Origin of the sequence: Novosphingobium sp., assembly GCF_040398825.1 — a bacterium.
Taxonomy (GTDB): Bacteria; Pseudomonadota; Alphaproteobacteria; order Sphingomonadales; family Sphingomonadaceae; genus Novosphingobium.
The window spans coordinates 159,881-184,296 of sequence record NZ_JBBATI010000002.1; the positions used below are offsets into that span (position 1 = coordinate 159,881).

The 24,416-nt window shown below is 63.8% G+C and carries 24 protein-coding genes; 14 read left to right on the plus strand and 10 right to left on the minus strand.

Annotation, left to right across the window (positions count from 1 at the left end):
* The first annotated feature begins 5 nt into the window (after positions 1-5).
* Positions 6-2,018: a DNA topoisomerase IV subunit B gene (parE, locus tag ABWP89_RS02130; protein ID WP_353226853.1), complete on the plus strand. Its 2,013-nt coding sequence runs from the start codon at positions 6-8 to the stop codon at positions 2,016-2,018.
* Positions 2,019-2,024: 6 nt separating this feature from the next.
* On the opposite strand, the gene ABWP89_RS02135 is transcribed toward parE, so the two are convergent.
* The 3 genes from ABWP89_RS02135 to ABWP89_RS02145 all read right to left on the minus strand — a co-directional run bounded on the left by ABWP89_RS02135 (position 2,025) and on the right by ABWP89_RS02145 (position 3,527).
* A complete protein-coding gene (locus ABWP89_RS02135; RefSeq protein ID WP_353226855.1) occupies positions 2,025-2,336 on the minus strand; it encodes a type II toxin-antitoxin system RelE/ParE family toxin in 312 nt (103 codons plus the stop codon).
* Complete coding sequence (locus ABWP89_RS02140) at positions 2,333-2,587, minus strand: ribbon-helix-helix domain-containing protein (protein WP_353226905.1); 255 nt, start codon at positions 2,585-2,587, stop codon at positions 2,333-2,335. Before ABWP89_RS02140 ends, ABWP89_RS02135 begins: the two co-directional genes overlap by 4 nt.
* A 121-nt stretch (positions 2,588-2,708) precedes the next feature.
* The gene (locus ABWP89_RS02145; RefSeq protein WP_353226856.1) at positions 2,709-3,527 is read right to left on the minus strand and encodes a hypothetical protein; all 819 of its coding nucleotides are present in this window, start codon (positions 3,525-3,527) and stop codon (positions 2,709-2,711) included.
* A 187-nt stretch (positions 3,528-3,714) separates the two neighbouring features.
* Between ABWP89_RS02145 and ABWP89_RS02150 the strand changes: the two genes are divergently transcribed.
* The 7 genes from ABWP89_RS02150 (at position 3,715) to ABWP89_RS02180 (ending at position 9,649) form a co-directional block, all read left to right on the plus strand.
* Positions 3,715-4,557: an AAA family ATPase gene (locus ABWP89_RS02150; RefSeq protein WP_353226906.1), complete on the plus strand. Its 843-nt coding sequence runs from the start codon at positions 3,715-3,717 to the stop codon at positions 4,555-4,557.
* 31 nt (positions 4,558-4,588) lie between these two features.
* On the plus strand, positions 4,589-5,017 hold the full coding sequence (locus ABWP89_RS02155) for a GFA family protein (protein ID WP_353226858.1): 429 nt from the start codon (positions 4,589-4,591) through the stop codon (positions 5,015-5,017).
* 4 nt (positions 5,018-5,021) lie between these two features.
* Entirely contained in the window at positions 5,022-6,203 is a 1,182-nt protein-coding gene (locus ABWP89_RS02160) for a vWA domain-containing protein (protein WP_353226859.1), read from the plus strand.
* A 67-nt stretch (positions 6,204-6,270) separates the two neighbouring features.
* Entirely contained in the window at positions 6,271-7,581 is a 1,311-nt protein-coding gene (locus tag ABWP89_RS02165) for an MFS transporter (protein WP_353226860.1), read from the plus strand.
* 90 nt (positions 7,582-7,671) lie between these two features.
* A complete protein-coding gene (locus ABWP89_RS02170) occupies positions 7,672-8,976 on the plus strand; it encodes an MFS transporter (protein WP_353226861.1) in 1,305 nt (434 codons plus the stop codon).
* 60 nt (positions 8,977-9,036) lie between these two features.
* The gene (locus ABWP89_RS02175) at positions 9,037-9,318 is read left to right on the plus strand and encodes a type II toxin-antitoxin system RelE/ParE family toxin (protein WP_353226863.1); all 282 of its coding nucleotides are present in this window, start codon (positions 9,037-9,039) and stop codon (positions 9,316-9,318) included.
* Between the two features lie 34 nt (positions 9,319-9,352).
* Positions 9,353-9,649: a HigA family addiction module antitoxin gene (locus tag ABWP89_RS02180; RefSeq protein ID WP_353226865.1), complete on the plus strand. Its 297-nt coding sequence runs from the start codon at positions 9,353-9,355 to the stop codon at positions 9,647-9,649.
* Positions 9,650-9,690: 41 nt separating this feature from the next.
* On the opposite strand, the gene ABWP89_RS02185 is transcribed toward ABWP89_RS02180, so the two are convergent.
* Both ABWP89_RS02185 and ABWP89_RS02190 read right to left on the minus strand, forming a co-directional pair.
* Entirely contained in the window at positions 9,691-10,899 is a 1,209-nt protein-coding gene (locus ABWP89_RS02185; protein WP_353226866.1) for an exo-beta-N-acetylmuramidase NamZ family protein, read from the minus strand.
* The gene (locus tag ABWP89_RS02190) at positions 10,896-11,144 is read right to left on the minus strand and encodes a DOMON domain-containing protein (protein ID WP_353226867.1); all 249 of its coding nucleotides are present in this window, start codon (positions 11,142-11,144) and stop codon (positions 10,896-10,898) included. The genes ABWP89_RS02185 and ABWP89_RS02190 overlap by 4 nt, the downstream gene beginning before the upstream one ends.
* Positions 11,145-11,591: 447 nt before the next feature.
* Here ABWP89_RS02190 and tyrS point away from each other — a divergent pair, with 447 nt between their 5' ends.
* From tyrS to ABWP89_RS02215, 5 genes are all read left to right on the plus strand, one after another.
* A complete protein-coding gene (tyrS, locus tag ABWP89_RS02195) occupies positions 11,592-12,821 on the plus strand; it encodes a tyrosine--tRNA ligase (protein ID WP_353226869.1) in 1,230 nt (409 codons plus the stop codon).
* Between the two features lie 226 nt (positions 12,822-13,047).
* Positions 13,048-13,386: a PilZ domain-containing protein gene (locus ABWP89_RS02200; RefSeq protein ID WP_353226871.1), complete on the plus strand. Its 339-nt coding sequence runs from the start codon at positions 13,048-13,050 to the stop codon at positions 13,384-13,386.
* Between the two features lie 96 nt (positions 13,387-13,482).
* Positions 13,483-14,784, plus strand: coding sequence for an MFS transporter (locus tag ABWP89_RS02205; RefSeq protein WP_502915209.1), 1,302 nt, complete (start codon positions 13,483-13,485; stop codon positions 14,782-14,784).
* A 45-nt stretch (positions 14,785-14,829) separates the two neighbouring features.
* Positions 14,830-15,747 (plus strand): cysteine synthase A, encoded by a 918-nt coding sequence (gene cysK / locus ABWP89_RS02210; RefSeq protein WP_353226872.1) that lies wholly within the window; start codon positions 14,830-14,832, stop codon positions 15,745-15,747.
* Positions 15,748-15,753: 6 nt separating this feature from the next.
* On the plus strand, positions 15,754-16,455 hold the full coding sequence (locus tag ABWP89_RS02215) for a dienelactone hydrolase family protein (protein WP_353226874.1): 702 nt from the start codon (positions 15,754-15,756) through the stop codon (positions 16,453-16,455).
* A 124-nt stretch (positions 16,456-16,579) separates the two neighbouring features.
* Here the strand turns inward: ABWP89_RS02215 and ABWP89_RS02220 are convergent, their stop codons facing one another.
* The 4 genes from ABWP89_RS02220 to ABWP89_RS02235 all read right to left on the minus strand — a co-directional run bounded on the left by ABWP89_RS02220 (position 16,580) and on the right by ABWP89_RS02235 (position 20,644).
* Complete coding sequence (locus ABWP89_RS02220) at positions 16,580-18,382, minus strand: acyl-CoA dehydrogenase C-terminal domain-containing protein (protein ID WP_353226875.1); 1,803 nt, start codon at positions 18,380-18,382, stop codon at positions 16,580-16,582.
* The gene (locus ABWP89_RS02225) at positions 18,369-18,851 is read right to left on the minus strand and encodes a MerR family transcriptional regulator (RefSeq protein ID WP_353226907.1); all 483 of its coding nucleotides are present in this window, start codon (positions 18,849-18,851) and stop codon (positions 18,369-18,371) included. The genes ABWP89_RS02220 and ABWP89_RS02225 overlap by 14 nt, the downstream gene beginning before the upstream one ends.
* Before the next feature lie 127 nt (positions 18,852-18,978).
* On the minus strand, positions 18,979-19,389 hold the full coding sequence (hisI, locus tag ABWP89_RS02230) for a phosphoribosyl-AMP cyclohydrolase (RefSeq protein WP_353226876.1): 411 nt from the start codon (positions 19,387-19,389) through the stop codon (positions 18,979-18,981).
* Positions 19,390-19,807: 418 nt separating this feature from the next.
* Positions 19,808-20,644 (minus strand): ComF family protein, encoded by an 837-nt coding sequence (locus tag ABWP89_RS02235; protein ID WP_353226878.1) that lies wholly within the window; start codon positions 20,642-20,644, stop codon positions 19,808-19,810.
* Positions 20,645-20,739: 95 nt separating this feature from the next.
* Here ABWP89_RS02235 and ABWP89_RS02240 point away from each other — a divergent pair, with 95 nt between their 5' ends.
* Positions 20,740-21,555, plus strand: coding sequence for a methyltransferase domain-containing protein (locus ABWP89_RS02240; protein ID WP_353226879.1), 816 nt, complete (start codon positions 20,740-20,742; stop codon positions 21,553-21,555).
* Between the two features lie 194 nt (positions 21,556-21,749).
* Here ABWP89_RS02240 and ppdK read toward each other — a convergent pair whose 3' ends face one another.
* On the minus strand, positions 21,750-24,413 hold the full coding sequence (gene ppdK / locus ABWP89_RS02245; protein WP_353226880.1) for a pyruvate, phosphate dikinase: 2,664 nt from the start codon (positions 24,411-24,413) through the stop codon (positions 21,750-21,752).
* Positions 24,414-24,416 lie beyond the last annotated feature (3 nt).

The window sequence follows — 24,416 nt, forward strand, 5'->3', positions numbered from 1 at the left end:
GCACCATGGCCGATGACCTGTTCGAAAAGCTGCCGATTGGTTCGTCCGCCGACAGTTACAATGCTTCCGCGATCGAAGTGCTCGAAGGGCTGGAACCGGTTCGCCGTCGTCCCGGCATGTATATCGGCGGCACCGATGAACGCGCGCTGCACCATCTGGTGGCCGAAGTGCTGGACAACGCGATGGACGAGGCTGTGGCCGGCCACGCCAACCGCATCGAAATCACGCTGGAAGAGGTGCCCGGCGCTGCCGGACGGATCAGCATCAGCGACAATGGCCGTGGCATTCCGGTCGATGAACACCCCAAATACCCCGGCAAATCCGCGCTGGAGGTGATCATGACCACGCTCCATTCGGGCGGCAAATTTTCGGGCAAGGCCTATGCCACGTCGGGCGGCCTGCACGGCGTCGGGATATCGGTGGTCAACGCGCTGTCATCGCTGACCCGGGTTGAAGTCGCGCTGAACAAGGAATTGTTCGCCCAGGAATTTTCGCGCGGGGTGGCGCTGGCACCGCTGGAACGGATCGGCAATGCCCCCAACCGGCGCGGCACCACGGTCACGTTTGTGCCCGATACCGACATTTTCGGCACCGACGCCCGGTTCAAACCGGCGCGGCTGTTCCGGCTGGCACGGTCAAAGGCCTATCTGTTTGCGGGCGTGGAAATCCGCTGGAAATGCGCGCCCTCGCTCACCAGCGACGATGTCCCGGCGGAGGCGACGTTTCAGTTTCCCGGCGGGCTGGCCGACCATCTGGCCGAACAGATCGGGGCCCGCGAATGCGTGACCACGTTGCCGTTTGCCGGGTCGCAGGATTTTCCCGCCGGCCCCGATGGTATGGAAATGGGCCGGGTCGAATGGGCGATCGCCTGGCCGCTGTGGTCCGATGGCGCCTACAGCTATTATTGCAACACCATCCCGACGCCCGACGGCGGCACGCATGAACTGGGCCTGCGCGCGGCGCTGACGCGCGGCATCCGCGCCTTTGCCGATCTGATCGGGCAGAAAAAAGCCAAGGACATCAATCAGGAAGACATGATCACCGGCAGCGAAGTGATGCTGTCGGTGTTTGTGCGTGACCCCCAGTTTCAAAGCCAGACCAAGGATCGCCTGACCAGCCCCGATGCCGCACGGCTGGTTGAGGCGGCGATCCGCGACCATTTCGACCATTTCCTGACCGACAACATGGACCGCGGCAAGGCGCTGCTGGCCGCGGTGATGGAGCGTATGGACGAACGTTTGCGCCGCAAGGCCGAACGCGAGATCAAGCGCAAGACCGCCACCAACACGCGCAAATTGCGCCTGCCGGGCAAGCTGACCGATTGCACCGGCGAAACCGATGCCGAAACCGAACTGTTCATCGTCGAAGGTGACAGCGCCGGTGGCAGCGCCAAACAGGCGCGCAACCGCAAAACCCAGGCGATCCTGCCGATCCGCGGCAAGATCCTGAACGTGGCATCAGCCACCAATGACAAGATCCGCGCCAACCAGGAAATTGCCGATCTGTCGCTGGCGCTGGGCTGCGGCACGCGCAAGGATTGCAACGCCGATCTGCTGCGATACGACCGCGTGATCATCATGACCGACGCCGATGTCGATGGCGCGCATATCGCCACACTGCTGATGACGTTCTTTTTTCAGGAAATGCCCGATCTGGTGCGCAAGGGGCACTTGTACCTGGCGCAGCCGCCGCTGTACCGGCTGACCGCAGGCACGCTCAGCGCCTATGCCCGCGACGATGCCCACCGCGCCGAACTGGAAGTGACGACGTTCAAGGGCCGCAAGGTTGAAGTCGGCCGGTTCAAGGGCCTGGGCGAAATGAACCCGGGACAGTTGCGCGAAACCACCATGGCGCCCGAAACACGATCGTTGTTGCGCGTCACCTTGCCCGAAGGCGCCGAGCAACGCCACGTGATCAAGGACCTGGTCGATCGTCTGATGGGCCGCAACCCCGAACACCGCTTCATGTTCATCCAGAACCGCGCGGGCGATATCGATCCGGATATGATCGACGCGTGATCGCGTTCAGGCGAAGTCGTCTTCGATGCGCGCAAACTGGTGCATACGTTGGTGCAGCACGGTCACGATCCCGACGGTGCCATCGTCCAGAATCTTCCAATAAATGAAATGGCGCTGATGGCGGCACACGAAGCCGCTGACCCCGAATTCGGCCGGGATTGCCCGCCACGGAAATGCACGCGCGGCGATGGCATCGAAGCGGTCAAACAGGCCCCGGATATAGGTTTCAGCCTGCGCATCACCCCAGGTTTCGCGCGTGTAACCGTAAATTTCGTCAAGACGCTCGGCAGCGACACGCTGAATTCGCCAGGCGATCATGCCCGTTTGCGCGCGCGGTTTCGGGCAATCAGGTCATCGGCGGTCAAAGACACATAAGTCGCATCAGGCGCCGCAAAGGCCACACCAAGCTCGGCCTTCAGCCGTTCGAATTCGGCGCGCTCGGCACGCTCTTTGTCCTTGCGGATCAGATCACGGACATATTCGCTGACATTTTCGTAAGTGCCGTCAGCGCCGACATTGGCGGCGACAAAATCCCCCAGCGGGCCGCCAAGCCGCACGTTGAGAGTCATGGGTTTTGACACGGGCAAACTCCATTGCTGCTGTCCCGCATTTATGGAATATTCTTTACAAGGTCAAGGCCGTGCTGACGATGCGGACTGGGGTCAGCGCCCGGTTGCATGCCGGGGTGCGTCACGGCTGCTCGGGCGTTTCCTCAACCTTTTTCTGCACGAAATCATAGTGAATGCGCACCCAGGTGCCGATCAGCGATTTGCCGTCGACGCGCGGCGGGCGCACCAGGAATTGCCAGGCGGCCTGGCGCAGGACGCGGGCCATGCCCGATCCGCGCGGTTCTTCGCCCAGTTCCTGGCATTGTTCGACATGCCAGTTTTCGACTGTGCGGCAGGCGATTTCGGCCCAGCGACCGCTGGCCTGCCCCGGGCGCATATAGCTGGCCAGTGCCGAATTGGGCGGTTCGCGGTACCATGCCGCATTGTACAGGTGCGACCCGCCCGGCCCTTCGCCGCCGCCCTTGCCCCCACCACCGGCGCTGGCATCGGCATTGCCGGTGGAGGCTGCGGAATGGATCTTGCCGATATCGGCGGCGGCCATTTCGGCATGGCTGGTATGGACGAAACCTTCGGGCCATTCGACCTTGTTGGGATTGTCGATCGGCACGCGCGGCGGCAGTTTGGGCGCGGCGGTGCTTTGCACCTGGTGCGACACGGTCGCCGGTTTGGCCGCGGCGCGCGCCTTGGTGGGGTTGGGCTGTTTTTCACCGGGCGGTGGCGACAGGTTCATCGCGCTCATGACGGTGCCACCGGCGTGGCCTTCATCGCGCAGCACCGCCATCGACAGCAGCGCCAGCACCATCAGCACCACCATGCCCAGCGCCATCAGCGCCGAGGCAAAGCGTGACCGGCGCGGCGCGGCATAGCGGCTGCGCGGCTCGACCATCGTGTCGTCGGCCGGTACGGTGGTTTGATCAGGAGTGATCAGCGAAAATTCCATTGCCCGCCAAAACGTATCCGCAGAACGTGTCTGATCGTCGGCGCCCTTTGCCGCCCTGCCAATCCACCGGCGCGGATGCAACCGTTTTGCGCGGGCTGATACGCTTCGCGACTTTTTACCACGCCTCTTGCCGGATCGGCATCGGGACGATACCGTTAATCACTTGGTTAAAGCACAGGACATGGCAATGCGTTTCGAAGGCACCAGCAATTATGTCGCCACCGATGATCTGAAGGTCGCGGTCAACGCCGCCGTGCTGCTGCGCCGGCCTCTGCTGGTCAAGGGTGAACCGGGCACCGGCAAGACCGTGCTTGCGCACGAAATTGCCAAGGCTGTGGGCGCGCCGCTGATCGAATGGAACGTGAAATCCACCACCAAGGCACAGCAGGGCCTGTATGAATATGACGCCGTGGCGCGGCTGCGCGACGGCCAGCTGGGCGAAGAACGCGTCCACGACATCCGCAACTACATCAAAAAGGGCAAGCTGTGGGAGGCGTTTACCGCGCCTGAATTGCCCGTCCTGCTGATTGACGAAATCGACAAGGCCGACATCGAATTCCCCAACGACCTGTTGCAGGAATTGGACCGCATGAGCTTTGACGTGTACGAAACGCAGGAGCGCGTGACCGCGGTCGAACGCCCGATCGTGGTGATAACGTCGAACAATGAAAAGGAATTGCCCGACGCGTTCCTGCGCCGCTGTTTCTTTCACTACATCAAATTTCCCGACCGCGACACGATGAAGGCGATCATCGACGTGCACTTCCCCGGCATTCAGCGCACGCTGATTGCCAAGGCGCTGGAGGTATTTTACGAGGTGCGCGATGTGCCGGGGCTGAAGAAAAAGCCCAGCACGTCGGAACTGCTCGACTGGCTGAAACTGCTGCTGAACGAAGACATGCCGCTGGATGTGTTGCAGAACCGTGATCCGACCAAGGCGATCCCGCCGCTGCATGGTGCCTTGCTGAAAAACGAACAGGATATCATGCTGTTCGAACGGCTGGCATTCATGGCGCGCCGCAACGGGTGATTTGGCTAGGCAGGTCGGGGGGACCGCAGGCATGACCTATACCGGGCGATGCGCGTGCGGCGCGGTGACCGTGCAGGTTGACGCAAAGCCGCTGATGGCGCGCCAGTGCTGGTGCCGCCAGTGCCAGACAATTGCCGCCGGTGGCCCGACCAACAACGCGATGTTCCCGGCCGAAGCAGTGCACATCACCGGCACGCTGGGTGCCGCATCGTGGCCGGCGGCGAGCGGCAACACGCTGACATTCCATTTCTGCCCGTCCTGCGGCACGCAAGTCTATGGGCAAAGCTCGGCACGCCCGCATATCAAGACCATGCGCATCGGCGTGATCGACCAGCCGCACGATCTGGCCCCGCAGGCGGTGATCTGGACCGCAGATGCGCCGCCGTGGGCGGTGTTTGACCCCACGCTCGAACGGTTTGAACGGCAGCCTCCTGCCCCCGCCCCGCCCCCGGAAAGCTGATTTCATGTTTTTCAACTTTGTCGATGAACTGCGCGCGGCCGGGATTTCCGCCAGCTTCAAGGAGCACCTGGTGCTGCTGGAAGCGCTGGACAAAGAGGTCATCGATCGCACGCCAGAGGCGTTTTATTACCTTTCGCGCGCTACCTTCGTAAAGGACGAAGGACTGCTCGACCGGTTCGACCTGGTGTTCAACAAAGTGTTCAAAGGGCTGTTGGCCGATTATGGCCAGCGCCCGGTCGATGTGCCTGAAGACTGGCTGAAAGCGGTTGCCGAAAAATTCCTGACCGAGGAAGAAATGGCTGCGATCAAGGCGCTGGGATCGTGGGACGAGATCATGGAGACGCTGAAAAAGCGTCTGGAAGAACAGGAAAAGCGCCACCAGGGCGGCAACAAGTGGGTCGGCACCGGCGGCACCAGCCCGTTCGGCAATTCAGGCTATAACCCCGAAGGCGTGCGCATCGGCGGCGAAAGCAAACACGGCAAGGCGATCAAGGTCTGGGAAAAGCGCGAATTCCAGAACCTGGACAACACCCGCGAACTGGGCACGCGCAATATCAAGGTGGCGCTGCGCCGTCTGCGCCGGTTTGCCCGCGAAGGTGCCGCCGACGAGCTCGATCTGGATGCCACGATCGAGGGTACCGCGCGGCAGGGCTGGCTGGATATCCGCATGCGCCCCGAACGCCACAACGCGGTCAAACTGCTGTTGTTTCTGGATGTCGGCGGATCGATGGACCCGTTCATCAAACTGGTGGAGGAGCTGTTCAGCGCGGCCACGGCGGAATTCAAGAACCTGGAATTTTTCTATTTCCACAACTGCCTGTACGAAGGCGTGTGGAAGGATAACCGCCGGCGCTGGGCCGAACGCACCACGACCTGGGATATCCTTCACAAATATGGCCATGATTACAAGGCGATCTTTGTCGGCGATGCGGCGATGAGCCCCTATGAAATCACGCACCCGGGCGGTTCGGTCGAACATTTCAACGAAGAAGCGGGCGCGGTCTGGCTGCACCGGGTGGCGCAAACCTATCCCGCCACGGTCTGGCTGAACCCCGTGCCCGAAAAGCAATGGACCTATTCGCAATCGACCAAGATGATCAAGGATCTGGTTGGCGGATCGATGCATCCGCTGACTCTGGGTGGCCTTGACGCGGCCATGCGCGAATTGACCCGCAAGAAGGGGTAAGGCCCCGCTTGACTTGGGTCCGCTGGTAACCCAGCCTCGCAGGCAATCGCCGGGAGGGGTACCATCGATGCCTGCTGACACTGCATCGGGGACAACGCCGCGCCAGCTGCGGCGTGCGGTTGGGGCGGTTGCGCTGGGCAATGCGCTTGAAGTGTATGATTTCATTATCTTCGGGTTCATGGCGGTGCAGATCGGCAATGCCTTTTTCCCGTCGCAAAGCGCCTATGCCAGCTTGATGGGATCGCTGGCGACGTTTGCGGTCGGGTTCATCGGCAGGCCGCTTGGCGCGCACTGGCTGGGCCGGCACGCCGATCGCCACGGGCGCAAACCGGCGCTGTTGCTGACCATGGTGCTGATGGGGATTGGCCTGGCCGGTGTGTCGCTGACCCCGGGTTACGCCCAGATCGGCGTGGCTGCCCCGGTGATCGTGGTGTTCGCGCGGCTGTTGCAAGGGGTGGCGATGGGCGGCGAGATCGGCATTTCCACCAGTTACCTGATCGAACTGGCGGGTGAGGCCGAGCGCGGCCGGGTCACGTCGATGCAGGCCACATCGCAGGGCATTTCCAACGTCGCCGCCACGCTGATCGGCGTGGTCATCAGCCTGTCGATCGGGCCAGAGGCGCTGGGCGCCTGGGGCTGGCGCGTCGCACTCGGGCTCGGGCTGCTGATCCTGCCGCTGACGCTGGTGATGCGGCACAGCCTGCCGGAAACGCATGGCCCGACCATGGTGGTCAGGCACGACCACGGCAAGGCGGGTGCCACCGAGCTGATGTCTGCAAACAGCCCGTTGCGCGCGATGATCCTGGGCGCAATCCTGATCGGTGCCGGCACCATTGGCCAATATTGCACGATTTATACCGCGACTTTCGCGCAGGCGACGCTGCATTTGTCGTCTACGGTCGGGTTGGCGGCAAGCCTGGCCGGCGCGACCGGGCAGCTGTTTGGCGCGATCGGCGGCGGATGGACCTGCGACCGGTTCGGACGCAAACCGGCGATGGTCGCGCCGTTTGTGGTCGGGCTGTTTCTGCCGGTGCCGCTGTTTGCCTGGATCATTGCCGCGCCGGGTCTGACATCGCTGGCGTTCAGCACGTTTGCGATCAGCCTGAGCACGGGATTGGTCTATCCTGCGGTCTATGTCACCATTGCAGAGGCGCTGCCAAAGGCGCAGCGCGCGCATCGCTTTGCCATGGTCTATGCCCTGCCCGTAACGGTGTTTGGCGGATCAACGCAGTTGTTGTTGACCTGGCTGCTGCACGTGACCGGCACGCCGATGGCAGTGGCCTGGCTGCGCACGGCGATTGTGCTGATCAGCCTGCTGGCGATGGCGCAATTGCGTGAAAGCCATCCGTCACGCCAGCTCCGCCCGGCGTTTGCCTGAACCTGTTTCAACAAGGGTGACAACGCTTTGCTTGACCCCGCGTGACCCGCACGGCTTAGTGCGCCCGTGTCGCGTCACGAAAGGCCACGAATGCACGCCCCTGCGCATGATCCCAGATTGGCCCGCCGCGCGGTGATCGCCGCCACTTGCGGCAACGCGCTCGAATTCTATGATTTCGTGACATACGCCTATTTTGCGATCCAGATCGGGCACACGTTTTTCCCGTCGACCAGCGCCTATCTCAGCCTGATGGGGTCGCTGGCCACGTTTGGCGCCGGCTTTGCCGCGCGGCCGGTGGGGGCGTGGGTGATCGGTGGCTATGCCGACCGGCACGGGCGCAAACGCGGCATGTTTCTGTCGATGATCCTGATGGGGGTGGGCATCGTCGCGCTGGCATGCACGCCGGGCTATGCCAGCATCGGTATTGCCGCGCCGCTGATCGCGATCGCCGCACGGCTGTGCCAGGGCTTTGCGCTGGGCGGCGAAGTGGGCGCGGCGACCACCTATATGCTCGAATCCGTGCCGCCCGAACAGCGCGGCATGGCGTCCAGCTGGCAGAATTCCAGCCAGATGATTGCGTTTACGGTGGGCGCGCTGGTCGCGTTTCTGCTCAGCCTGTGGCTTAACGAAGATGAGCTGGGCCGCTATGGCTGGCGCATCGCGCTGCTCATCGGCACATCGATCCTGCCGTTTGCGCTGCTCATCCGCCGCAGCCTGCCCGATCACCCGGTCCACACCGATGCCCCGCTGACCGAGGCGGAGCAGTTGACCGCCACCCCGGCCGGGTTTTGGCGGATTGTCATTCTGGGCATGATGATCATCGGCGCGGGCACCACCACCACGTACATTTTCCTGTACATGGCGACCTATGCGCAGAACACGCTGCATCTGCCGATCTGGGTCGGCATGGCGGGCGATCTTTCCAACAACGCGGCCGGTATGGTCACCGCGATCATCGGTGGCTGGCTGTCGGACCGGGTGGGGCGGCGGCCGGCGATGATCTGGCCACAACTGGCGTTCGTGATCCTGATCCTGCCGATGTTCAGCTGGTTTCTGGCCGCGCCGACGGTGGCGGCGTTCCTGACGCTGAACATCGTGCTGTCGGGCATCGGCACGATGCCGTTTTCCGCCGCGTTCACCGCCGTCGCCGAAAGCCTGCCGCGCGGGATGCGCGCGCGCGCCTTTGCGCTGGTCTATACCATCCCGGTCACGACTATGGGCGGCACCACGCAATCCAACCTGGCCTGGCTGCTGCACCGCACTGGAAACCCCGCAGTGCTGGCATACTATCTGATGGCGGTCGCCTGCATGGGCCTGGGCGCGATGCTGTTCCTGCCCGAATCCGCGCCGATGAGCATTCGGCGCAAGCGAACGCAAGCGCCACTGCCGGCTTGATCACCACGAGATGTAAGGTGTTGGTTGACATATGTAAGGCAATGCCTTACATGACAACGAATGATCGCGTCGTTCAGGAGCAAAGCGTTGAGGCGCCTGTGGGAATTGGGCGATGGCTCAAAACTGCCGGTTGCGAATGTCGCGCGCGCCGAGCGGATTCTGGCACGGCTGGACGCGGCCATTGTACCGGAAGACATGAACCTGCCTGGCTATCGGTTCCATGGACTGCATGGCAATCCAAAGCGCTATGCTGTTGACGCGTCCGGCAATTATCGGGTGACATTCGCGTGGGACCACGCTGCCGGTGATGCAATCGATGTGGATATCGAGGATTATCACTGAGTTTCGTGGCGGCATGCTGATGAAGGAAAGAACGATGAAGCGGATGATGCGAGCGGTCCACCCTGGGGAAGTGCTGCGCGAGGATGTTATTCCCGCGCTGGGCAAGTCAAAGGCTGAAATTGCGCGCCTGCTCGGCGTGTCGCGTCAGTCGCTCTATGATGTGCTGAACGAGAAGCAGCCGGTAACCACCGGCATGGCACTGCGTTTTGGCAAGCTGACCGGCACCACGCCGGAATCCTGGGCGCGGATGCAACTCGCCTATGATCTGCAGGTCAGTGCCACAGCGATGGCCGAGCAGATTGCCGCCATCCCGACATTGCATGCAGCCTGATCCGTGTTGAATTTGCGGTTGCTCTGCCTGGCGTTGCCCGCTCAATAGAGCCTGATGTCGCGGATGTCGGCTATCCATGCCGCCTCATCCGGGCTGGCCATGGCATCCAGATCGCCCGGCAGCGCAGCGGCGTCATCGACCCATTCGCGCAAACCCGGGCCGCCGTTGATCACGTCGATCGCCAGCCGGTCCAGTACATATTCATAGGGAAAATCGCGCCACAGCGGGTAATCAGGGTACAGGCGCCGGATCGCCTTGAACGCCAGCGCCTGCAACCGCCAGGGGCGGAAAGTGGCATGATCGTAAAATGGCCCCTCGGCGTGGATCATCAGCGCCGAACAGGCGTGGTGCGCATGTTTGTGAAAGGTCGGTTCGAACCAGCATTCGCGTAACGCACAGCCGGCAAGCCAGTGTGGCGCCAGCGCCTGCATTTCGGCCAGCACATTGCGCGCGTTGACGTCGGGCGCGCCGAACAGCACTTCCAAGGGCCGCGTCGTGCCACGCCCTTCGGACAGCGTGGCGCCCTCGATCATTACCGTGCCCGCATAGGCCCGCGCCATGTTCAGGCTGGCGGCATTGGGTGACGGATTGATCCACACGCGGGTCGCGGGCCAGCCAAAACCTGACGCATCGTCGGGCGCCCAGCCCTCCATCGCGATCACCCGGTAATCGACATCGAGCGCAAAATGGCGGATGAACCAGTGCCCCATTTCGCCCAGCGTCAGCCCGTGGCGCATCGGCAGGGGCCCGGCGCCGACAAAGCTTTCATACCCGGCGCGCAACAGCGTTCCTTCGACCGGGCGGCCGGCCGGATTGGGCCGGTCGAGCACCCACACCGCCTTGCCCGTGCCCGCAACCGCCTCCAGCAAATACAACAGCGTGGTAACAAAGGTATAGATGCGGCAACCGAGGTCCTGCAGATCGAACAGGAACACATCGGCGCTGTCGATCATCGCCGCGGTCGGCCGCCGCACTTCGCCATAAAGGCTGAACACCGGGATGCCATGATCGGGATCGTGGAAATCCGGGCTTTCCACCATATTGTCCTGCTTGTCGCCCTTCAGCCCGTGTTGCGGGCCGAACGCGGCGGTCAGCGTAACATCGGGCAGGGCCGCCAGCGCATCGAGAGAATGGACCAGGTTGTGGGTGACCGAGGCGGGGTGCGCGACCAGCGCAACGCGTTTGCCCGCCAACGGCGCGCGCAAGGCAGGGTCTGCGATCAGGCGGTCGATGCCGAACAGGACTGTCATGGCGCAACCGGTGCCGCAAGTGTGGCGATCAGGCAAGCCGGATCGTGGAAATCGGGCTGTTCACGCGGGTGTGCGGCGGCCCAGTATGATTTCACCCCGCCCGCCTCTTCGATCACCGCCGTCAGGCCATAGCACCAGGGCAGCGGCGGCAGGGTTGGCGTCGGGATCGCGACATCGCAAAACAGCACATCACCGCCCCGGCGCGGGGTGATCACCGGGGGGCGCACCATCGTGCGCTCGGTCATCCCGGTGCGATAACCGCTGAAATCATACGCCGCCCAGCGCTCGGAAGGGGAAAAGTTGAATTCGGTGTACCCCTTCGTCGCTCCCCTCAGGGGAGGGGTTGGGGAGGGGTGTCCGGCGCCCGATTTATGGTGATTCCGATCTGCGTCGGACACCCCCACCCAACCCTCCCCCTGCAGGGGGAGGGCTTTTGAGGCCACGAACAGTTCAAAACACGTCGTCTGCCACAGCCCATCGGTCCTTGCCCGCCCGGCCAAAGCTGGCACCACCAGATCGGCCGCACCATCCACTTTCCAGCGCAGCACGCACCACTGCGCGTCGCAGGACAACACCCGCGCGGTCACGCCGCGCACACGCAAGGGCGGAAACGCGGGGTGGGCGATCAGCTGCAACGTTTCCAACGGTCCAACTCCATGCTAGGCGCGCGGCCAATCCACTGAAGGCGTGTCATGACCGAATACAAGTCCGATTTGCTCAACCTGCTGGCAACGCGCGGGCATATCCACCAATTGACCGATGCCGCCGGGCTGGATGCGCTGGCCAGCCGCGAGATCGTGGTGGCGTACAACGGCTATGATGCGACCGCATCGTCGCTGCATGTCGGCAATCTGGCGTCGGTCATGCTGTTGCGCCGGCTGCAACAGGCTGGGCACCAGCCGATCGCGCTGATGGGCGGCGGCACCACCAAGATCGGCGACCCCAGCGGCAAGGATGAAAGCCGCAAGCTGCTGACCACCGAAACCATCGCCGCCAACATCACCGGCATTTCGCAGGTGTTTCACCGTCTGCTGAATTTTGGCGACGGGCCGACAGCGGCGGTCATGGTCAACAACGACGATTGGCTGTCCGGCCTCGGCTATATCGATCTGCTGCGCAATGTCGGCCCGCATTTCACCGTCAACCGCATGTTGAGCTTTGATTCGGTGAAAACCCGGCTGGAACGCGAACAGCCGCTGACCTTCCTCGAATTCAACTACATGATCCTGCAGGCCTATGACTTTCGTGAACTCGCGCTGCGCCATGGCTGCCGGTTGCAGCTCGGCGGGTCGGACCAGTGGGGCAATATCGTCAACGGGATCGAACTGACGCGGCGGATGAACGCCATCGAACTGTACGGGTTGACCACGCCACTGCTGACCACCGCCGATGGGGCGAAAATGGGCAAAAGCGTCAACGGCGCGGTCTGGTTGAACGAAGACATGCTGCCCGGATACGATTTCTGGCAATATTGGCGCAATGTCGATGACCGCGATGTCGGCCGTTTCTTGCGCCTGTTTACCGATCTGCCGCTGGACGAAGTCGCCCGTCTGGAAGCTTTGGCGGGAAGCGAAATCAACGCCGCCAAGATCGTGCTGGCCAATGAAGTGACCCGGCTGGTGCGCGGCGACGATGCGGCGCAAGCCGCGCAGGCCACCGCCGCGGCCACCTTTGCCGGCGATGGCCTGGGGGCGGATCTGCCCACCGCGGCGGTCGGGCCCGACGGCATTGGCGTGATCGATGCCCTGCTGGCGCTGGGCTTTGCCGCCAGCCGCGGAGAGGCCAAGCGGCTGATCGCCGGCGGTGGTGCGCGACTCGATGGCCAGCCGGTGACCGACGAAAACCACCATATCGTGCTGTCGGCCGCCGAAACGCGGCTGTCATCGGGCAAGAAAAAGCACGGCATCCTGCGCCGCGCCTGATCCGGGGTCTGGCACGTACAACCGATCGTCGCACGGGTGCCACGGCCTGCAGGTTTTTTCCGCTCCGACAAACGTTTACCGGCAAGATCCCGCCGCAACCGGCAAAGACGTGCCGCCGGTTTTACGAAATATAAGCCTATTGGGCCGATTATGACATTCGCAACACCGCGGCTGCCAGGCAGTCCGGTGCACGCGCAGAATCAGATTCGGAATTTCAGGAGGCACGATGTCCGGCGGGGCGCAATTATCAGTCACCAATCATCGCAGTTCCGCCCGCCACCCGGTCGAGCTGGCGATTATTGGCGAACATCGCCGACTCGGTGATATCATGCTCAATCTGATCAACGTGTCGACCACCGGTTTCATGGTGCGCGGTGTGCTGGATCTTGGCCGCGGCGAACGCGTAACAATCAGGCTGCCGCAGATCGGTCGGATTGAAGCCTTTCTGGTATGGAACGATCCCGATCGCGCCGGATTTCAGTTTGAACGCATCGTACGCGCCGACGATTTTCCCAAGATGATCAAGGCGTTGCAACCAAACCCGCGGTTGCGTTCCCCGCACTGATATCAAGTCGCGCTAAATCAACTTTTATAGTTGAGATTGGGGCGCAAAAATTTTTGAACGCTTGGCAACATCGCGCCACGCTGCCACATCAGGCGCGTGACCGAACCCGCCCCATCCCTTGCCGCGCCTGCGCTGCCGCATTCCCCGCTGGCGATACCCGATTATCGGCGATTCTGGCTGGCGCGGTGCAGTTCGGTGTTTGCCGCGACCGGCATGATCGTGGTGCTGGGCTATCAGCTGTATGATCTGGCGCGCGGGCCCTATGGCATGTCGATCCGCGCGGCGGCGTTCCAACTGGGGCTGTTGGGGCTGGTGCAGTTTGTGCCGCAGATCCTGCTCGCGCCCGTCGCCGGCGTGATTGCCGACCGCTATGACCGGCGCAATATTACCGCGATTTTTACCCTGCTGGATATGCTGGTGGCGCTGGCGCTGACGCTGATCACGCTGCTGGGCACGCTGTCGCTGACCATGCTGTTCGTGCTGGCGGCCGCGCACGGCGCGGTGCGCACATTTATCGGCCCGGCGCAATCGTCGATCGCGCCCAACATCGTGCCGGCCGCGCTGATGCCGCGCGCGGTGGCGATCAGCGCAATGGCTTGGCAAATGGGATCGGTCGCCGGCCCCGCGCTGGCAGGCGTGCTGTTCGGGCTGAACCATGCGCTGCCCTATGCCATGGCCACCGCGCTGCTGCTGCTGTCGGGGATCAGCATAGCCGGTATCCGCGCGGTGCCGCCGCCCGGGGGCAATGCGCATGTCCACCCCTTGCACCAGATGGCCGAAGGCATGCGCTATGTCTGGCGCGACCGGTTTCTGTTCGGGTGCGTGACGCTCGATCTGTTTGCCGTGCTGTTGGGCGGTGCGACCGCGCTGCTGCCGGTCTATGCGCGCGATATCCTGACCTGGCATGGTCATGCGGTCGGCCCCTATGGCCTGGGCGTGATGCGCGCGATGCCCAGCCTGGGTGCGGCCACCATCGGGCTGATCATTGCACGCCAGCCAATCGAACGCGAAGTCGGTACCCGGATGCTGATGGCGGTGGGCTGTTATGGCCTGGCCACCATCGGGTTTGGCCTGTCGCGCAATTTTGCGCTGTCGCTGCTGTTTCTGGCGGCGCTGGGCGCGGCGGACATGGTGTCGGTGTTCATCCGCAACACGCTGGTACAGCTGCACACGCCCGATGCGGTGCGCGGACGCGTGTCATCGATTTCGGGGCTGGCCATTTCCGCATCGAACGAACTGGGCGAAATGGAATCGGGGCTGGCGGCGGCGCTGCTGGGGGCGACCGGCGCCGTGCTGTTCGGCGGCATCGGCGCGGTGGTGGTCACCGTCGCGTGGACCATCTATTTCCCCGAATTGCGCCGCGCCCGTACCTTTTCGGCCCATTACGCCAAAACCTGAGCCTACCCGTTTCGCCACGATTCCCTTTTTTCAGGAGCATGCGACATGAAAGCGGATTCCGTTCTCGCCACCATCGGTGCCACCCCGCATATCCGTATGGCCCGGCTGTTTCCTGACCATGAGGTGTGGATCAAAAGCGAGCGCGCCAATCCCGGCGGTTCGATCAAGGACCGCATCGCGCTGGCGATGATCGATGCGGCCGAGGCCGATGGCAGCCTGCAACCCGGCGGCACGATCATCGAACCGACATCGGGCAACACCGGCATCGGGCTGGCCATGGTCGCCGCGGTCAAAGGTTATCGCCTGGTGCTGGTCATGCCCGAATCGATGTCGATCGAACGCCGCCGGCTGATGCTGGCCTATGGCGCGACATTTGACCTGACCCCGCGTGAAAAGGGCATGAAAGGCGCGATCGAACGCGCGCGCCAGCTGGTGGAGGAAACGCCAGGCGCATGGATGCCGCAACAGTTTGAAAACCCCGCCAACATCGCGGTGCACGTGGCCACCACCGCGATCGAAATCCTCAACGATTTTGCCGATACGCCGATCGACGTGATGATCACCGGGGTTGGCACCGGCGGGCACCTGACCGGCTGTGCCGAACGGCTGAAACAGGACTGGCCGCATATGCAGGCCTGGGCGGTCGAACCGACACTGTCGCCGGTGATTTCGGGCGGACAGCCCGCGCCGCACCCGATCCAGGGGATTGGCGCCGGGTTCATCCCCGGCAACCTGCACACCCGCTCAATCGAAGGCGCGATCCAGGTCGATCCCGCCGCCGCCAAGGATTGGGCACGGCGCAGCGCCAGCGTCGAAGGCCTGCTGGTGGGGATCAGTTCGGGCGCGACCTTGGCCGCGATCGCGCAGAAACTGCCCGAATTGCCCGCGGGCAGCCGCGTGCTGGGGTTCAATTACGACACCGGCGAACGGTATCTGTCGGTGCCCGATTTCCTGCCGGAATGACCGCATATGGCGCTGGAACGCATCGATTATACCGACGGCACGGTGACGCTGACCGGCTGGCTGGCGCGCCCGGCCGGGCCACCAAACGGTGCGATCGTGGTGTTTCCCACGATCATGAACGTCAATGCGCCGATGGAGCGGCGCGCGGACATGCTGGCGCAGGCCGGGTTTGTGACGCTGATTGCCGATTTTTACGGCACCGCAGTCAGCGACTTTGCCCATGCGGTCACGCTGGCAGCGGCGTTACGCGGCGATGTCGATGGCTATCGCCGCCGCATTGGTGCAGCGGTCAGCGCCCTGCGTGCGCTGGCAGGTGATCTGACGCTGTCGGCGGTCGGATATTGCATGGGCGGGCAAGCGGTGCTGGAGGCGGCGCGCAGCGGCGAAAATCTGGCGCTGGTGGCCAGTTTCCACGGCATCCTGTCAACCGACCGCCCGGCAACCGCACAGACACCGATTACCCCGCGCATCCTGATCAGCCACGGCGATGCCGATCCGCTGGTGCCGCGCGCGCAAGTGCTGGCGTTCTGGGAAGAAATGGACGCCGCCTGCGCCAACTGGCATTTCCACAGCTATGCCGGGGTCAAACACGGCTTTACCGACCCTGGCAGCGATGCACGCGGCCTGCCGGCCATAGGTTATGACGCCAGCGCAGACCGCCAGTCATGGGCCGCGCTGACCGGCCTGCTGGATGAGATTTACGGCTGAAAAAAAGCCCTCCCCCTCAGGGGGAGGGTTGGGTGGGGGTGTCCGAGGCAAGAACTGGGCGCGTCATTGCGGACGCAGGACACCCTTCCCCAACCCCTCCTCTGAGGGGAGCGGCTTTTGCGGGTCACGCCGTGGCAAAGGCCTCTACCGGCAGCGCCATCACCGTTTGTGCGCCGGCCTCAACTTCGTGCCGTAGCGCGCCGGCCTGTGGTGCAAAGCGCAGCGCCCAGTGCTGCGCGCAGGTCAGTTTGGCCTGGTAAAACGCCGCCTCGTCGCTGCCCGCCGCCAGCGCAGCAGCCGCGATACGCGCCATTTTCAGCCACATCAGGCCCAGTGAAACCACCCCGGTCATGGTCATGAAGGCATAGGCCCCCGCGCCCAGGTTGTCGGGATTGGCCATGGCATTGCGCATGAACCACATGGTCGCGCTTTTCAGTTCGGTGTTGGCCTGGCCCAGCCGTTCGGCCACCAGCGCCACCGCGGGATCGGCGTTGTCACCGGCAACCTCGGCATCGACCAGCGCAAACAGCCGCTGGATCGCGCGTCCACCGTTGGCGGCCAGCTTGCGCCCGCACAGGTCCATCGCCTGCACGCCATTGGCGCCTTCGTAAATCATCGCGATCCGCGCATCGCGCACGAACTGTTCCATGCCGTTTTCGGAAATATAACCGTGGCCGCCCCAGATCTGCTGCATATCGGTCGCGGTCTTGTAGCCCATGTCGGTGCCATAGCCCTTGATCACCGGGGTCAGCAGGCTGATCACATCGTCGGCGGCCTGGCGTTCGTCCTCGGTCGGCGAATCGTGCGACAGATCGACCTGCAGCGCGCCCCACAGGCACAGCGCGCGCATGCCTTCGGTAAAAGTCTTGGCATCCATCAGCATGCGGCGCACGTCCGCGTGCACAAACAGCAGGTCGGCCTTTTGCGATGGCTCGGCCGGGCCGGTCAGCGCGCGACCCTGGCGCCGGTCACCGGCATAGACCACCGCGTTCTGATAGGCGACTTCGGCCTGTGCCAGTCCCTGCATGCCCACGCCCAGCCGCGCCGCGTTCATCATGATGAACATCGCGGCCAGCCCTTTGCATTCCTCCCCCACCAAAAACCCGGTGGCGCCGTCATAGTTCATGACGCAGGTGGCATTGCCGTGGATGCCCATCTTGTTTTCGATCGATCCCACAGTCACCGCGTTGCGCGCGCCCGGCGTGCCATCGGCATTGACCAGGAATTTGGGCACGATGAACAGCGAAATGCCCTTTGACGATTCGGGCGCGCCCGGCGTCTTGGCCAGCACCAGGTGGATGATGTTTTCGCACAGGTCATGATCGCCTGCCGAAATGAAGATCTTGGTACCCGTGATCGCATAGCTGCCATCGGCCTGCGGTTCGGCGCGGGTGCGCAACAGCCCCAGATCGGTGCCGCAATGCGGTTCGGTCAGGTTCATCGTGCCCAGCCATTCGCCGCTGATCATTTTGGGCAGATAAGTCGCCTGCTGTTCAGGTGATCCCTTGCTGATGATTGCCGAAATCGCACCGTTGGCCAGGCCTGGGTACATCGCAAAGGCCTGGTTGGCGCTGGCGAGGTATTCCTCCATCACAAAGCCGATGACATGCGGCAGGCCCTGCCCGCCATACTGCTCCGGCCCGCTCAGCGTGGCCCAGCCACCGTCGACATACTGGCGATAGGCCGCCTTGAACCCGGTCGGCGTGGTCACACTGCCGTCAGGATGCCGGGTGCAGCCTTCGCGATCGCCAATCTGGTTGAGCGGGGCGACGACCTCGGCCACGAACCGCCCCGCTTCTTCGATCACGGCATCGGTCAGATCGCGCGCGGCATTGGCAAAGCCCGGCAGATTCTGAAAATGTTCCAGCCCGATCAGTTCGTTGATGACAAACCGCGTGTCGCGGGTCGGGGCCTTATAGACCGGCATGGGTATGCTCCTGTGGCATGGTGCGGGTTGGTCGCGGCGCGGGCATTTCATGCGCTGCGCTGGGCTCGTGGTCTACCACCAGCGCGACAAAGCTGGTCAATTCGGCAATGGTCGCCTCAATATCGTGTTGCTGGCGGCGCAAGTTGTCGATGCGTTCGCGGCATTTGGCAACGGTCACCCGGCGCTGTTCGCTGCGCCCGTCGCCCAGATCATACAGATCGATCATGTCGCGGATTTCCGACAGGCTGAACCCGACATTCTTGGCCCGCATGATCCACGCCAGCCGCGCCCGATCGCGTTTTGAATAGATCCGTGACAGGCCGTGGCGGGTGGGTGCGATCAGGCCTTCATCCTCGTAAAACCGCAAGGCACGCGCGGTCACGCCAAATTCGGCCGACAGATCGGAAATGGTATAGCTGTCGCGCGACAGCGCATCGGGCTGGTGCAGATGGCCGGTATGGTCCGACATCGTGTCATGGTCGGGCACAGGATGATGCGCGGGATGATGCGCGGCATGATCGTTCAAGGCTGCGTGACTCGGCTGGCTGGCTGGTGCATCGGACATGCCTGGCCACTAGCTACCCCTTACGTAAACGTCAATCTGGTTCGACCCGTTCCAAGCCCCCGGCCAGGGTTAGCCGGCGATAGAAGCAGCTTTGCGCCAGCGTGTGGCAGGCGGGTCCGGCGGCATCGACCACCAGTTCCAGCGCATCCTGGTCGCAATCCACCCGGATTTCGACCACGCGCAGCACATGGCCGGATGTTTCGCCCTTCATCCACAGCCGCGCACGCGACCGCGACCAGAAATGGGCAAACCCGGTTTCGCGCGTGCGCGCGATCGCCTCGGCATTCATGTGCGCCAGCATCAGCAGCCGGCCACTGCCATGATCAATGGCCACCGCGGTGACCAACCCCTGAGAATCGAAGCGCGGCAGGAACACGCTGCCCTGTTCGCGCAGTTCGGTATCGGACGTGGTGGAGGATGAAATGGGACGATCCTTTGCCAAAATCAGGGCGCCTTTGCATAAATACGCGCCAAAATAGGGGTTATGCCGCGTCAACCGCGGTATTTGTTGCAGGATAACCACAGAGGATGGGCAAAATCCATGCCTGTGTGACATTCCCGTTTCGCGCATCGCAGCTTCACGGCACAGAGCAATGGCGGTTTGAGGGAACCGCATTCTGAACCGCTGCAAGGCGGCGCAGCAAGCGCCAAAGTTCAGGGAATAACTCTTGCGGGCAGGTGCGTTGAACCGCCCGCCGGAGGGAACATGAGGGAATACGAGCGTAAGCAGTCGGGGGGCTGCCCGGTGTGTGAAAGCATACCATTTCGCTGAAACTTTCGTCACGCCTGACGCCCGGGACTCACGTTCCGGGCGTCATTGTTTGTGCGGTTCGGGTTTGTGCGGTTCGGGTTTGTGCGAATTACATGCCCGACATGGCCAGTTCGGCCTCAGGCATGTGGGTCGCGATGGCCTGGGTATCGTCGATCACCCGCGCAAAACACACAATCCGCACATGCGCCGCACCCGCCTTGCGCAGCGCTGCGACGCAGGCATTGGTGGTTGCACCGCTGGTCAGCACATCATCGACCAGCAACACATTCGCACCCTTCAACCGTGCCGTTGCCGCCGGATTGCCGCGGATCGCCCCCTGCAGCAGGGCCGCGCGCTGGCGCCGCCCCAGATGCCCCAACGGCGGGGTCGCGCGCGGGCGGAGCAGCGCATCGACCAGCACCGGCTGACCCAATTGGCGCGCGATTGCCCGCGCCAGCAGCGCCGACTGGTTGAACCCGCGCCGCCACAGCCGCCAGCGATGCAGCGGCACCGGTACCACCAGCCAATCCCCCTCCAGCGCCGGCAGGCGCGGCACCATCAGCTGCACCATCAGGCCGGCCAGGCCAATTTTGCGACCATGCTTGAACGCCAGCATCATGCGCCGGCTGGTGTCGTTGTACAGCGTCGCCGCCGCAACGCCTTCGTGCGCCGGTGGGTCGGCCATGCACGGCGCACAGACCCACGCCCCTTGCGCGGCATCGGCCATGGCCAGCGCAGCATCCACGCCCTGTTGCACGATCCGGTCGGGCAAGGGCCGCTGACACAGCGTGCAAGATGGATCGCCAGGTATCGCCAGCCCCCGCCAGCAGGTGATGCACAGGCCGCCCTGCTGCGCCAGCGCATCGCCGCACAACGGGCAGCGCGGCGGATAGACCAGATCGATCAGCGGGGTCAGCGCCTGGCCCAATGCCGATACTGCTGCCATTGCCCGTCCCCGATTCCGCCCAGTCCCGCACCCACCGCAGCTTCGGCGCGCATCGCCCACTTGGCAAGCGCCGCGCCACACGGCAGGGAACCGGGATGACCGCATCCACGCCCAGTGCCCCGCCCCGCCCGCCAGCCATCTTTGCGCCGGCGCGCCGCATCGCACTGCGGCAGCGCATGCGCGTGCTGCAACGCGGTGCGGATGCCGCGCGTTTCATCCATGCCGACATGGTCGACGATGTTCTCGACCGGCTGAGCTTTCTGCGCCATGCCCCGGCGCGCGCACTGGTGGTGGGCGATGTGACCGGCACGCTGGCGGCGGCACTGGCGGCACAGGGCGCGGCAGTGACGCGCGCAGACCCGGCGCCGATCGCCGGCGAATGCGCGCTGGATGAAGAAGCGCCGCTGGGCTTTGCCACGCCGTTCGACCTGACCGTCAGCCTGGGCACGCTCGATACCATCAACGATTTGCCCGGCGCGCTGATCCATCTGCGCCGCGCGCTGGCACCCGATGGCCTGGCGATGGTAGCGATACCCGGCGCGGGCGGCCTGCCGGCGCTGCGCACCGCAATGCTGGCCGCCGATGCCGACCGCCCGGCGCCCCGGTTGCACCCGCAGATCGATGTGCGTGCGGGCGGGCAATTGCTGCAGCGTGCCGGTTTTGCCGATCCGGTGGTTGACAGCCGCAGCGTGAAGGTCAGCTATCGCAGCCTGGCGCGGCTGGTGGGCGACCTGCGCGCGCAGGGCCTGTCCGCGTGCCTGTTGCGGGGCGGCGCGCCGCTGGGCAAGGCGGCACTGGCACGCGCAAATGCCGCGTTTGCCGCGCTGGCGCAGGACGGCCGCACAATCGAAACGTTTGAAATCCTGACCCTGTCGGGCTGGGCCAAGGCACTGCGGCCGCCGAAGTTCTGACGTTTACGGCGATTCGACGCGCATTCCGCCAGTGCTGTGCGAGCACGATACGTAAGCCCTCCCCCTCAGGGGGAGGGTTGGGTGGGGGTGTTCGGCGCTGCGATGGCGCGCGACAATTCGGGCGCTGGACACCCCTCACCAGCCCCTCACCTGAAGCGAGGGGCTAACGTCGATGCCTTGAAACGTGCTCGTCTTTAAATCAGCGCGGCCTGCGCAGCAGCCAGGCGCGCGATCGGCACGCGATAGGGGCTGGCCGACACGTAATCGAGCCCGACTTTTTCGCAGAACGCGATCGAGGCCGGATCACCGCCATGTTCGCCGCAAATGCCCAGCTTGATATCGGGCCGGGTCTTGCGGCCACGTTCGGCGGCCAGTTCCACCAATTGGCCTACGCCTTCGATATCCAGGCTGACGAACGGGTCGCGCGGATAGATGCCCTTTTCCACATAAGGATTCAGGAACCGCGCGGCGTCGTCGCGGCTGACCCCCAATGTGGTCTGCGTCAGGTCGTTGGTGCCGAACGAAAAGAACGTCGCTTCTTCGGCAATTTCGTGCGCCATCAGCGCCGCGCGCGGCAGTTCGATCATCGTCCCCACCAGATAATCCAGGCTGGTTCCACGTTCGGCGAACACCTCTGCCGCGACGCGGTCGACCAGCGCGCGCAGGATTTCCAGTTCCTTGCGCGTGGCGACCAGTGGGATCATCACTTCGGGCACCACCGCGGCGCCCGATTTGGCCACCACATCCAGCGCAGCTTCAAAAATCGCGCGCGCCTGCATTTCATAGATTTCGGGGAAAGTAATGCCCAGGCGGCAGCCGCGATGCCCCAGCATCGGGTTGAATTCGTGCAGTTCATCGGCGCGGCGGCGCAGGTGATCGACCCCCAGCCCGGTCACTTCGGCCAGTTCTTCAAATTCTGCGGCGCCAGTCGGCAGGAATTCGTGCAGCGGCGGATCGAGCAGGCGGATGGTCACCGGCAGCCCGGCCATGACCTCGAAGATCCCGGTGAAATCGCTGCGCTGTTCGGGCAGCAGCTTGGTCAGCGCGGCGCGGCGTCCGGCCTCGTTTTCCGCCAGGATCATCTGGCGCACCGACAGGATGCGCGCGGCATCGAAAAACATGTGTTCGGTGCGGCACAGCCCGACGCCTTCGGCACCGAACTGGCGCGCGACCGCGCAATCGTGGGGGGTGTCGGCATTGGCGCGCACTTTCATGCGGCGGTGCCCGTCGGCCCAGGCCATCAGCACGGCAAAATCGCCAACCAGTTCGGGTTCCACCGTGCGCACTTCGCCGGCCATGACTTCGCCGTTCGATCCGTCGAGCGTGATCACGTCGCCTTCGCGCAGTTCACGGCCACCGATGCGCGCCACGCGGCCCGCCATGTCGATCGACAGTGCCGAAGCGCCCGACACACACGGGCGCCCCATCCCGCGCGCCACCACTGCGGCATGGCTGGTCATGCCGCCGCGCGCGGTCAGCACGCCGCGTGCCGCGTGCATGCCGTGGATGTCTTCAGGGCTGGTTTCCACCCGCACCAGGATCACCGCATCACCGCGTTCGGCCAGGCGTTCGGCGGTATCGGCATCGAACACCACCGCGCCCGATGCCGCGCCCGGCGATGCCGGCAGTCCGCGAGTCAACACGTCGCGCGGCGCCTTGGGATCGAGCGTGGGGTGCAGCAACTGGTCCAGCGCCATCGGATCAACACGCTTGATCGCGGTGGTTTCGTCGATCAGCCCTTCATGCACCATGTCCACGGCCATTTTCAGCGCAGCCTTGGCCGTGCGTTTGCCCGAACGGGTCTGCAGCATCCACAGCTTGCCCTGTTCGACCGTGAATTCGATATCCTGCATGTCCTTGTAATGGCGCTCCAGCAGTTCGAACACCGCCGCCAGTTCGGCATAGGCAGCGGGCATCGCCTCTTCCATCGACAGCGGTTTGGCGCCGGCCAGTTCGCGCGCGGCACGGGTCAGGTATTGCGGGGTGCGGATGCCGGCGACGACATCTTCACCTTGCGCATTGACCAGCCATTCGCCGTAATAGCTTTTGGTGCCGGTGGCCGGATCGCGGGTAAACGCGACCCCGGTGGCGGATGTATCGCCCATGTTGCCGAACACCATCGCCTGCACATTGACCGCGGTGCCCCAGTCGCCCGGGATCGCATTCAACCGGCGATAGACTTTGGCGCGGTCGCTTTCCCAGCTGTCAAACACCGCGGCGATCGCGCCCCACAGCTGTTCGTGCACATCCTGCGGGAACGGGCGGCCCAGTTCGTCTTCGACAATCGCCTTGTACTGCGTCACGAGCGCCTGCCAATGATCGGCCTGCATCTCAACATCGTTGTAGAAACCGTTGTCTTCCTTGGCGATTTCCAGCGCATCTTCAAACCGGTGGTGGTCCAGCCCCAGCACCACGTCGGAATACATCTGGATGAACCGGCGGTACGAATCCCAGGCAAAACGCGCATCGCCGGCGCCGCTGGCCAGCCCCTGCACCGTCGCATCGTTCAGCCCGAGGTTGAGCACGGTATCCATCATGCCCGGCATCGACACCCGCGCGCCCGACCGCACCGACACCAGCAGAGGATTGGACGCATCGCCAAACACGCGGCCCGTGGCACCTTCGATATGGGTTACGCCCGTCGCCACCGCGGCGCGCAGATCGGCGTCAAACGTCTTGCCGGCGCTGTTGTATTGTGTGCAGATTTCGGTGCTGATGGTGAAACCGGGGGGAACCGGCAGGCCGATGCTGGCCATTTCGGCCAGGTTCGATCCCTTGCCGCCGGCAATCGTCCTGTCGCGCGAACGCGGATCTTCCGACCGGGCACCACCACCAAAATGGAATACGTATGCACTCATAAC

What these genes read in the sequence shown, in the direction of transcription:
- parE (WP_353226853.1), top strand. Translation starts at nt 6, where the DNA reads ATGGCCGATGACCTGTTCGAAAAGCTGCCGATTGGTTCGTCCGCCGAC.
- ABWP89_RS02135 (WP_353226855.1), bottom strand. Translation starts at nt 2,336, where the DNA reads ATGATCGCCTGGCGAATTCAGCGTGTCGCTGCCGAGCGTCTTGACGAA.
- ABWP89_RS02140 (WP_353226905.1), bottom strand. Translation starts at nt 2,587, where the DNA reads ATGACTCTCAACGTGCGGCTTGGCGGCCCGCTGGGGGATTTTGTCGCC.
- ABWP89_RS02145 (WP_353226856.1), bottom strand. Translation starts at nt 3,527, where the DNA reads ATGGAATTTTCGCTGATCACTCCTGATCAAACCACCGTACCGGCCGAC.
- ABWP89_RS02150 (WP_353226906.1), top strand. Translation starts at nt 3,715, where the DNA reads ATGCGTTTCGAAGGCACCAGCAATTATGTCGCCACCGATGATCTGAAG.
- ABWP89_RS02155 (WP_353226858.1), top strand. Translation starts at nt 4,589, where the DNA reads ATGACCTATACCGGGCGATGCGCGTGCGGCGCGGTGACCGTGCAGGTT.
- ABWP89_RS02160 (WP_353226859.1), top strand. Translation starts at nt 5,022, where the DNA reads ATGTTTTTCAACTTTGTCGATGAACTGCGCGCGGCCGGGATTTCCGCC.
- ABWP89_RS02165 (WP_353226860.1), top strand. Translation starts at nt 6,271, where the DNA reads ATGCCTGCTGACACTGCATCGGGGACAACGCCGCGCCAGCTGCGGCGT.
- ABWP89_RS02170 (WP_353226861.1), top strand. Translation starts at nt 7,672, where the DNA reads ATGCACGCCCCTGCGCATGATCCCAGATTGGCCCGCCGCGCGGTGATC.
- ABWP89_RS02175 (WP_353226863.1), top strand. Translation starts at nt 9,037, where the DNA reads ATGATCGCGTCGTTCAGGAGCAAAGCGTTGAGGCGCCTGTGGGAATTG.
- ABWP89_RS02180 (WP_353226865.1), top strand. Translation starts at nt 9,353, where the DNA reads ATGAAGCGGATGATGCGAGCGGTCCACCCTGGGGAAGTGCTGCGCGAG.
- ABWP89_RS02185 (WP_353226866.1), bottom strand. Translation starts at nt 10,899, where the DNA reads ATGACAGTCCTGTTCGGCATCGACCGCCTGATCGCAGACCCTGCCTTG.
- ABWP89_RS02190 (WP_353226867.1), bottom strand. Translation starts at nt 11,144, where the DNA reads ATGACCGAGCGCACGATGGTGCGCCCCCCGGTGATCACCCCGCGCCGG.
- tyrS (WP_353226869.1), top strand. Translation starts at nt 11,592, where the DNA reads ATGACCGAATACAAGTCCGATTTGCTCAACCTGCTGGCAACGCGCGGG.
- ABWP89_RS02200 (WP_353226871.1), top strand. Translation starts at nt 13,048, where the DNA reads ATGTCCGGCGGGGCGCAATTATCAGTCACCAATCATCGCAGTTCCGCC.
- cysK (WP_353226872.1), top strand. Translation starts at nt 14,830, where the DNA reads ATGAAAGCGGATTCCGTTCTCGCCACCATCGGTGCCACCCCGCATATC.
- ABWP89_RS02215 (WP_353226874.1), top strand. Translation starts at nt 15,754, where the DNA reads ATGGCGCTGGAACGCATCGATTATACCGACGGCACGGTGACGCTGACC.
- ABWP89_RS02220 (WP_353226875.1), bottom strand. Translation starts at nt 18,382, where the DNA reads ATGCCGGTCTATAAGGCCCCGACCCGCGACACGCGGTTTGTCATCAAC.
- ABWP89_RS02225 (WP_353226907.1), bottom strand. Translation starts at nt 18,851, where the DNA reads ATGTCGGACCATACCGGCCATCTGCACCAGCCCGATGCGCTGTCGCGC.
- ABWP89_RS02235 (WP_353226878.1), bottom strand. Translation starts at nt 20,644, where the DNA reads ATGGCAGCAGTATCGGCATTGGGCCAGGCGCTGACCCCGCTGATCGAT.
- ABWP89_RS02240 (WP_353226879.1), top strand. Translation starts at nt 20,740, where the DNA reads ATGACCGCATCCACGCCCAGTGCCCCGCCCCGCCCGCCAGCCATCTTT.
- ppdK (WP_353226880.1), bottom strand. Translation starts at nt 24,413, where the DNA reads ATGAGTGCATACGTATTCCATTTTGGTGGTGGTGCCCGGTCGGAAGAT.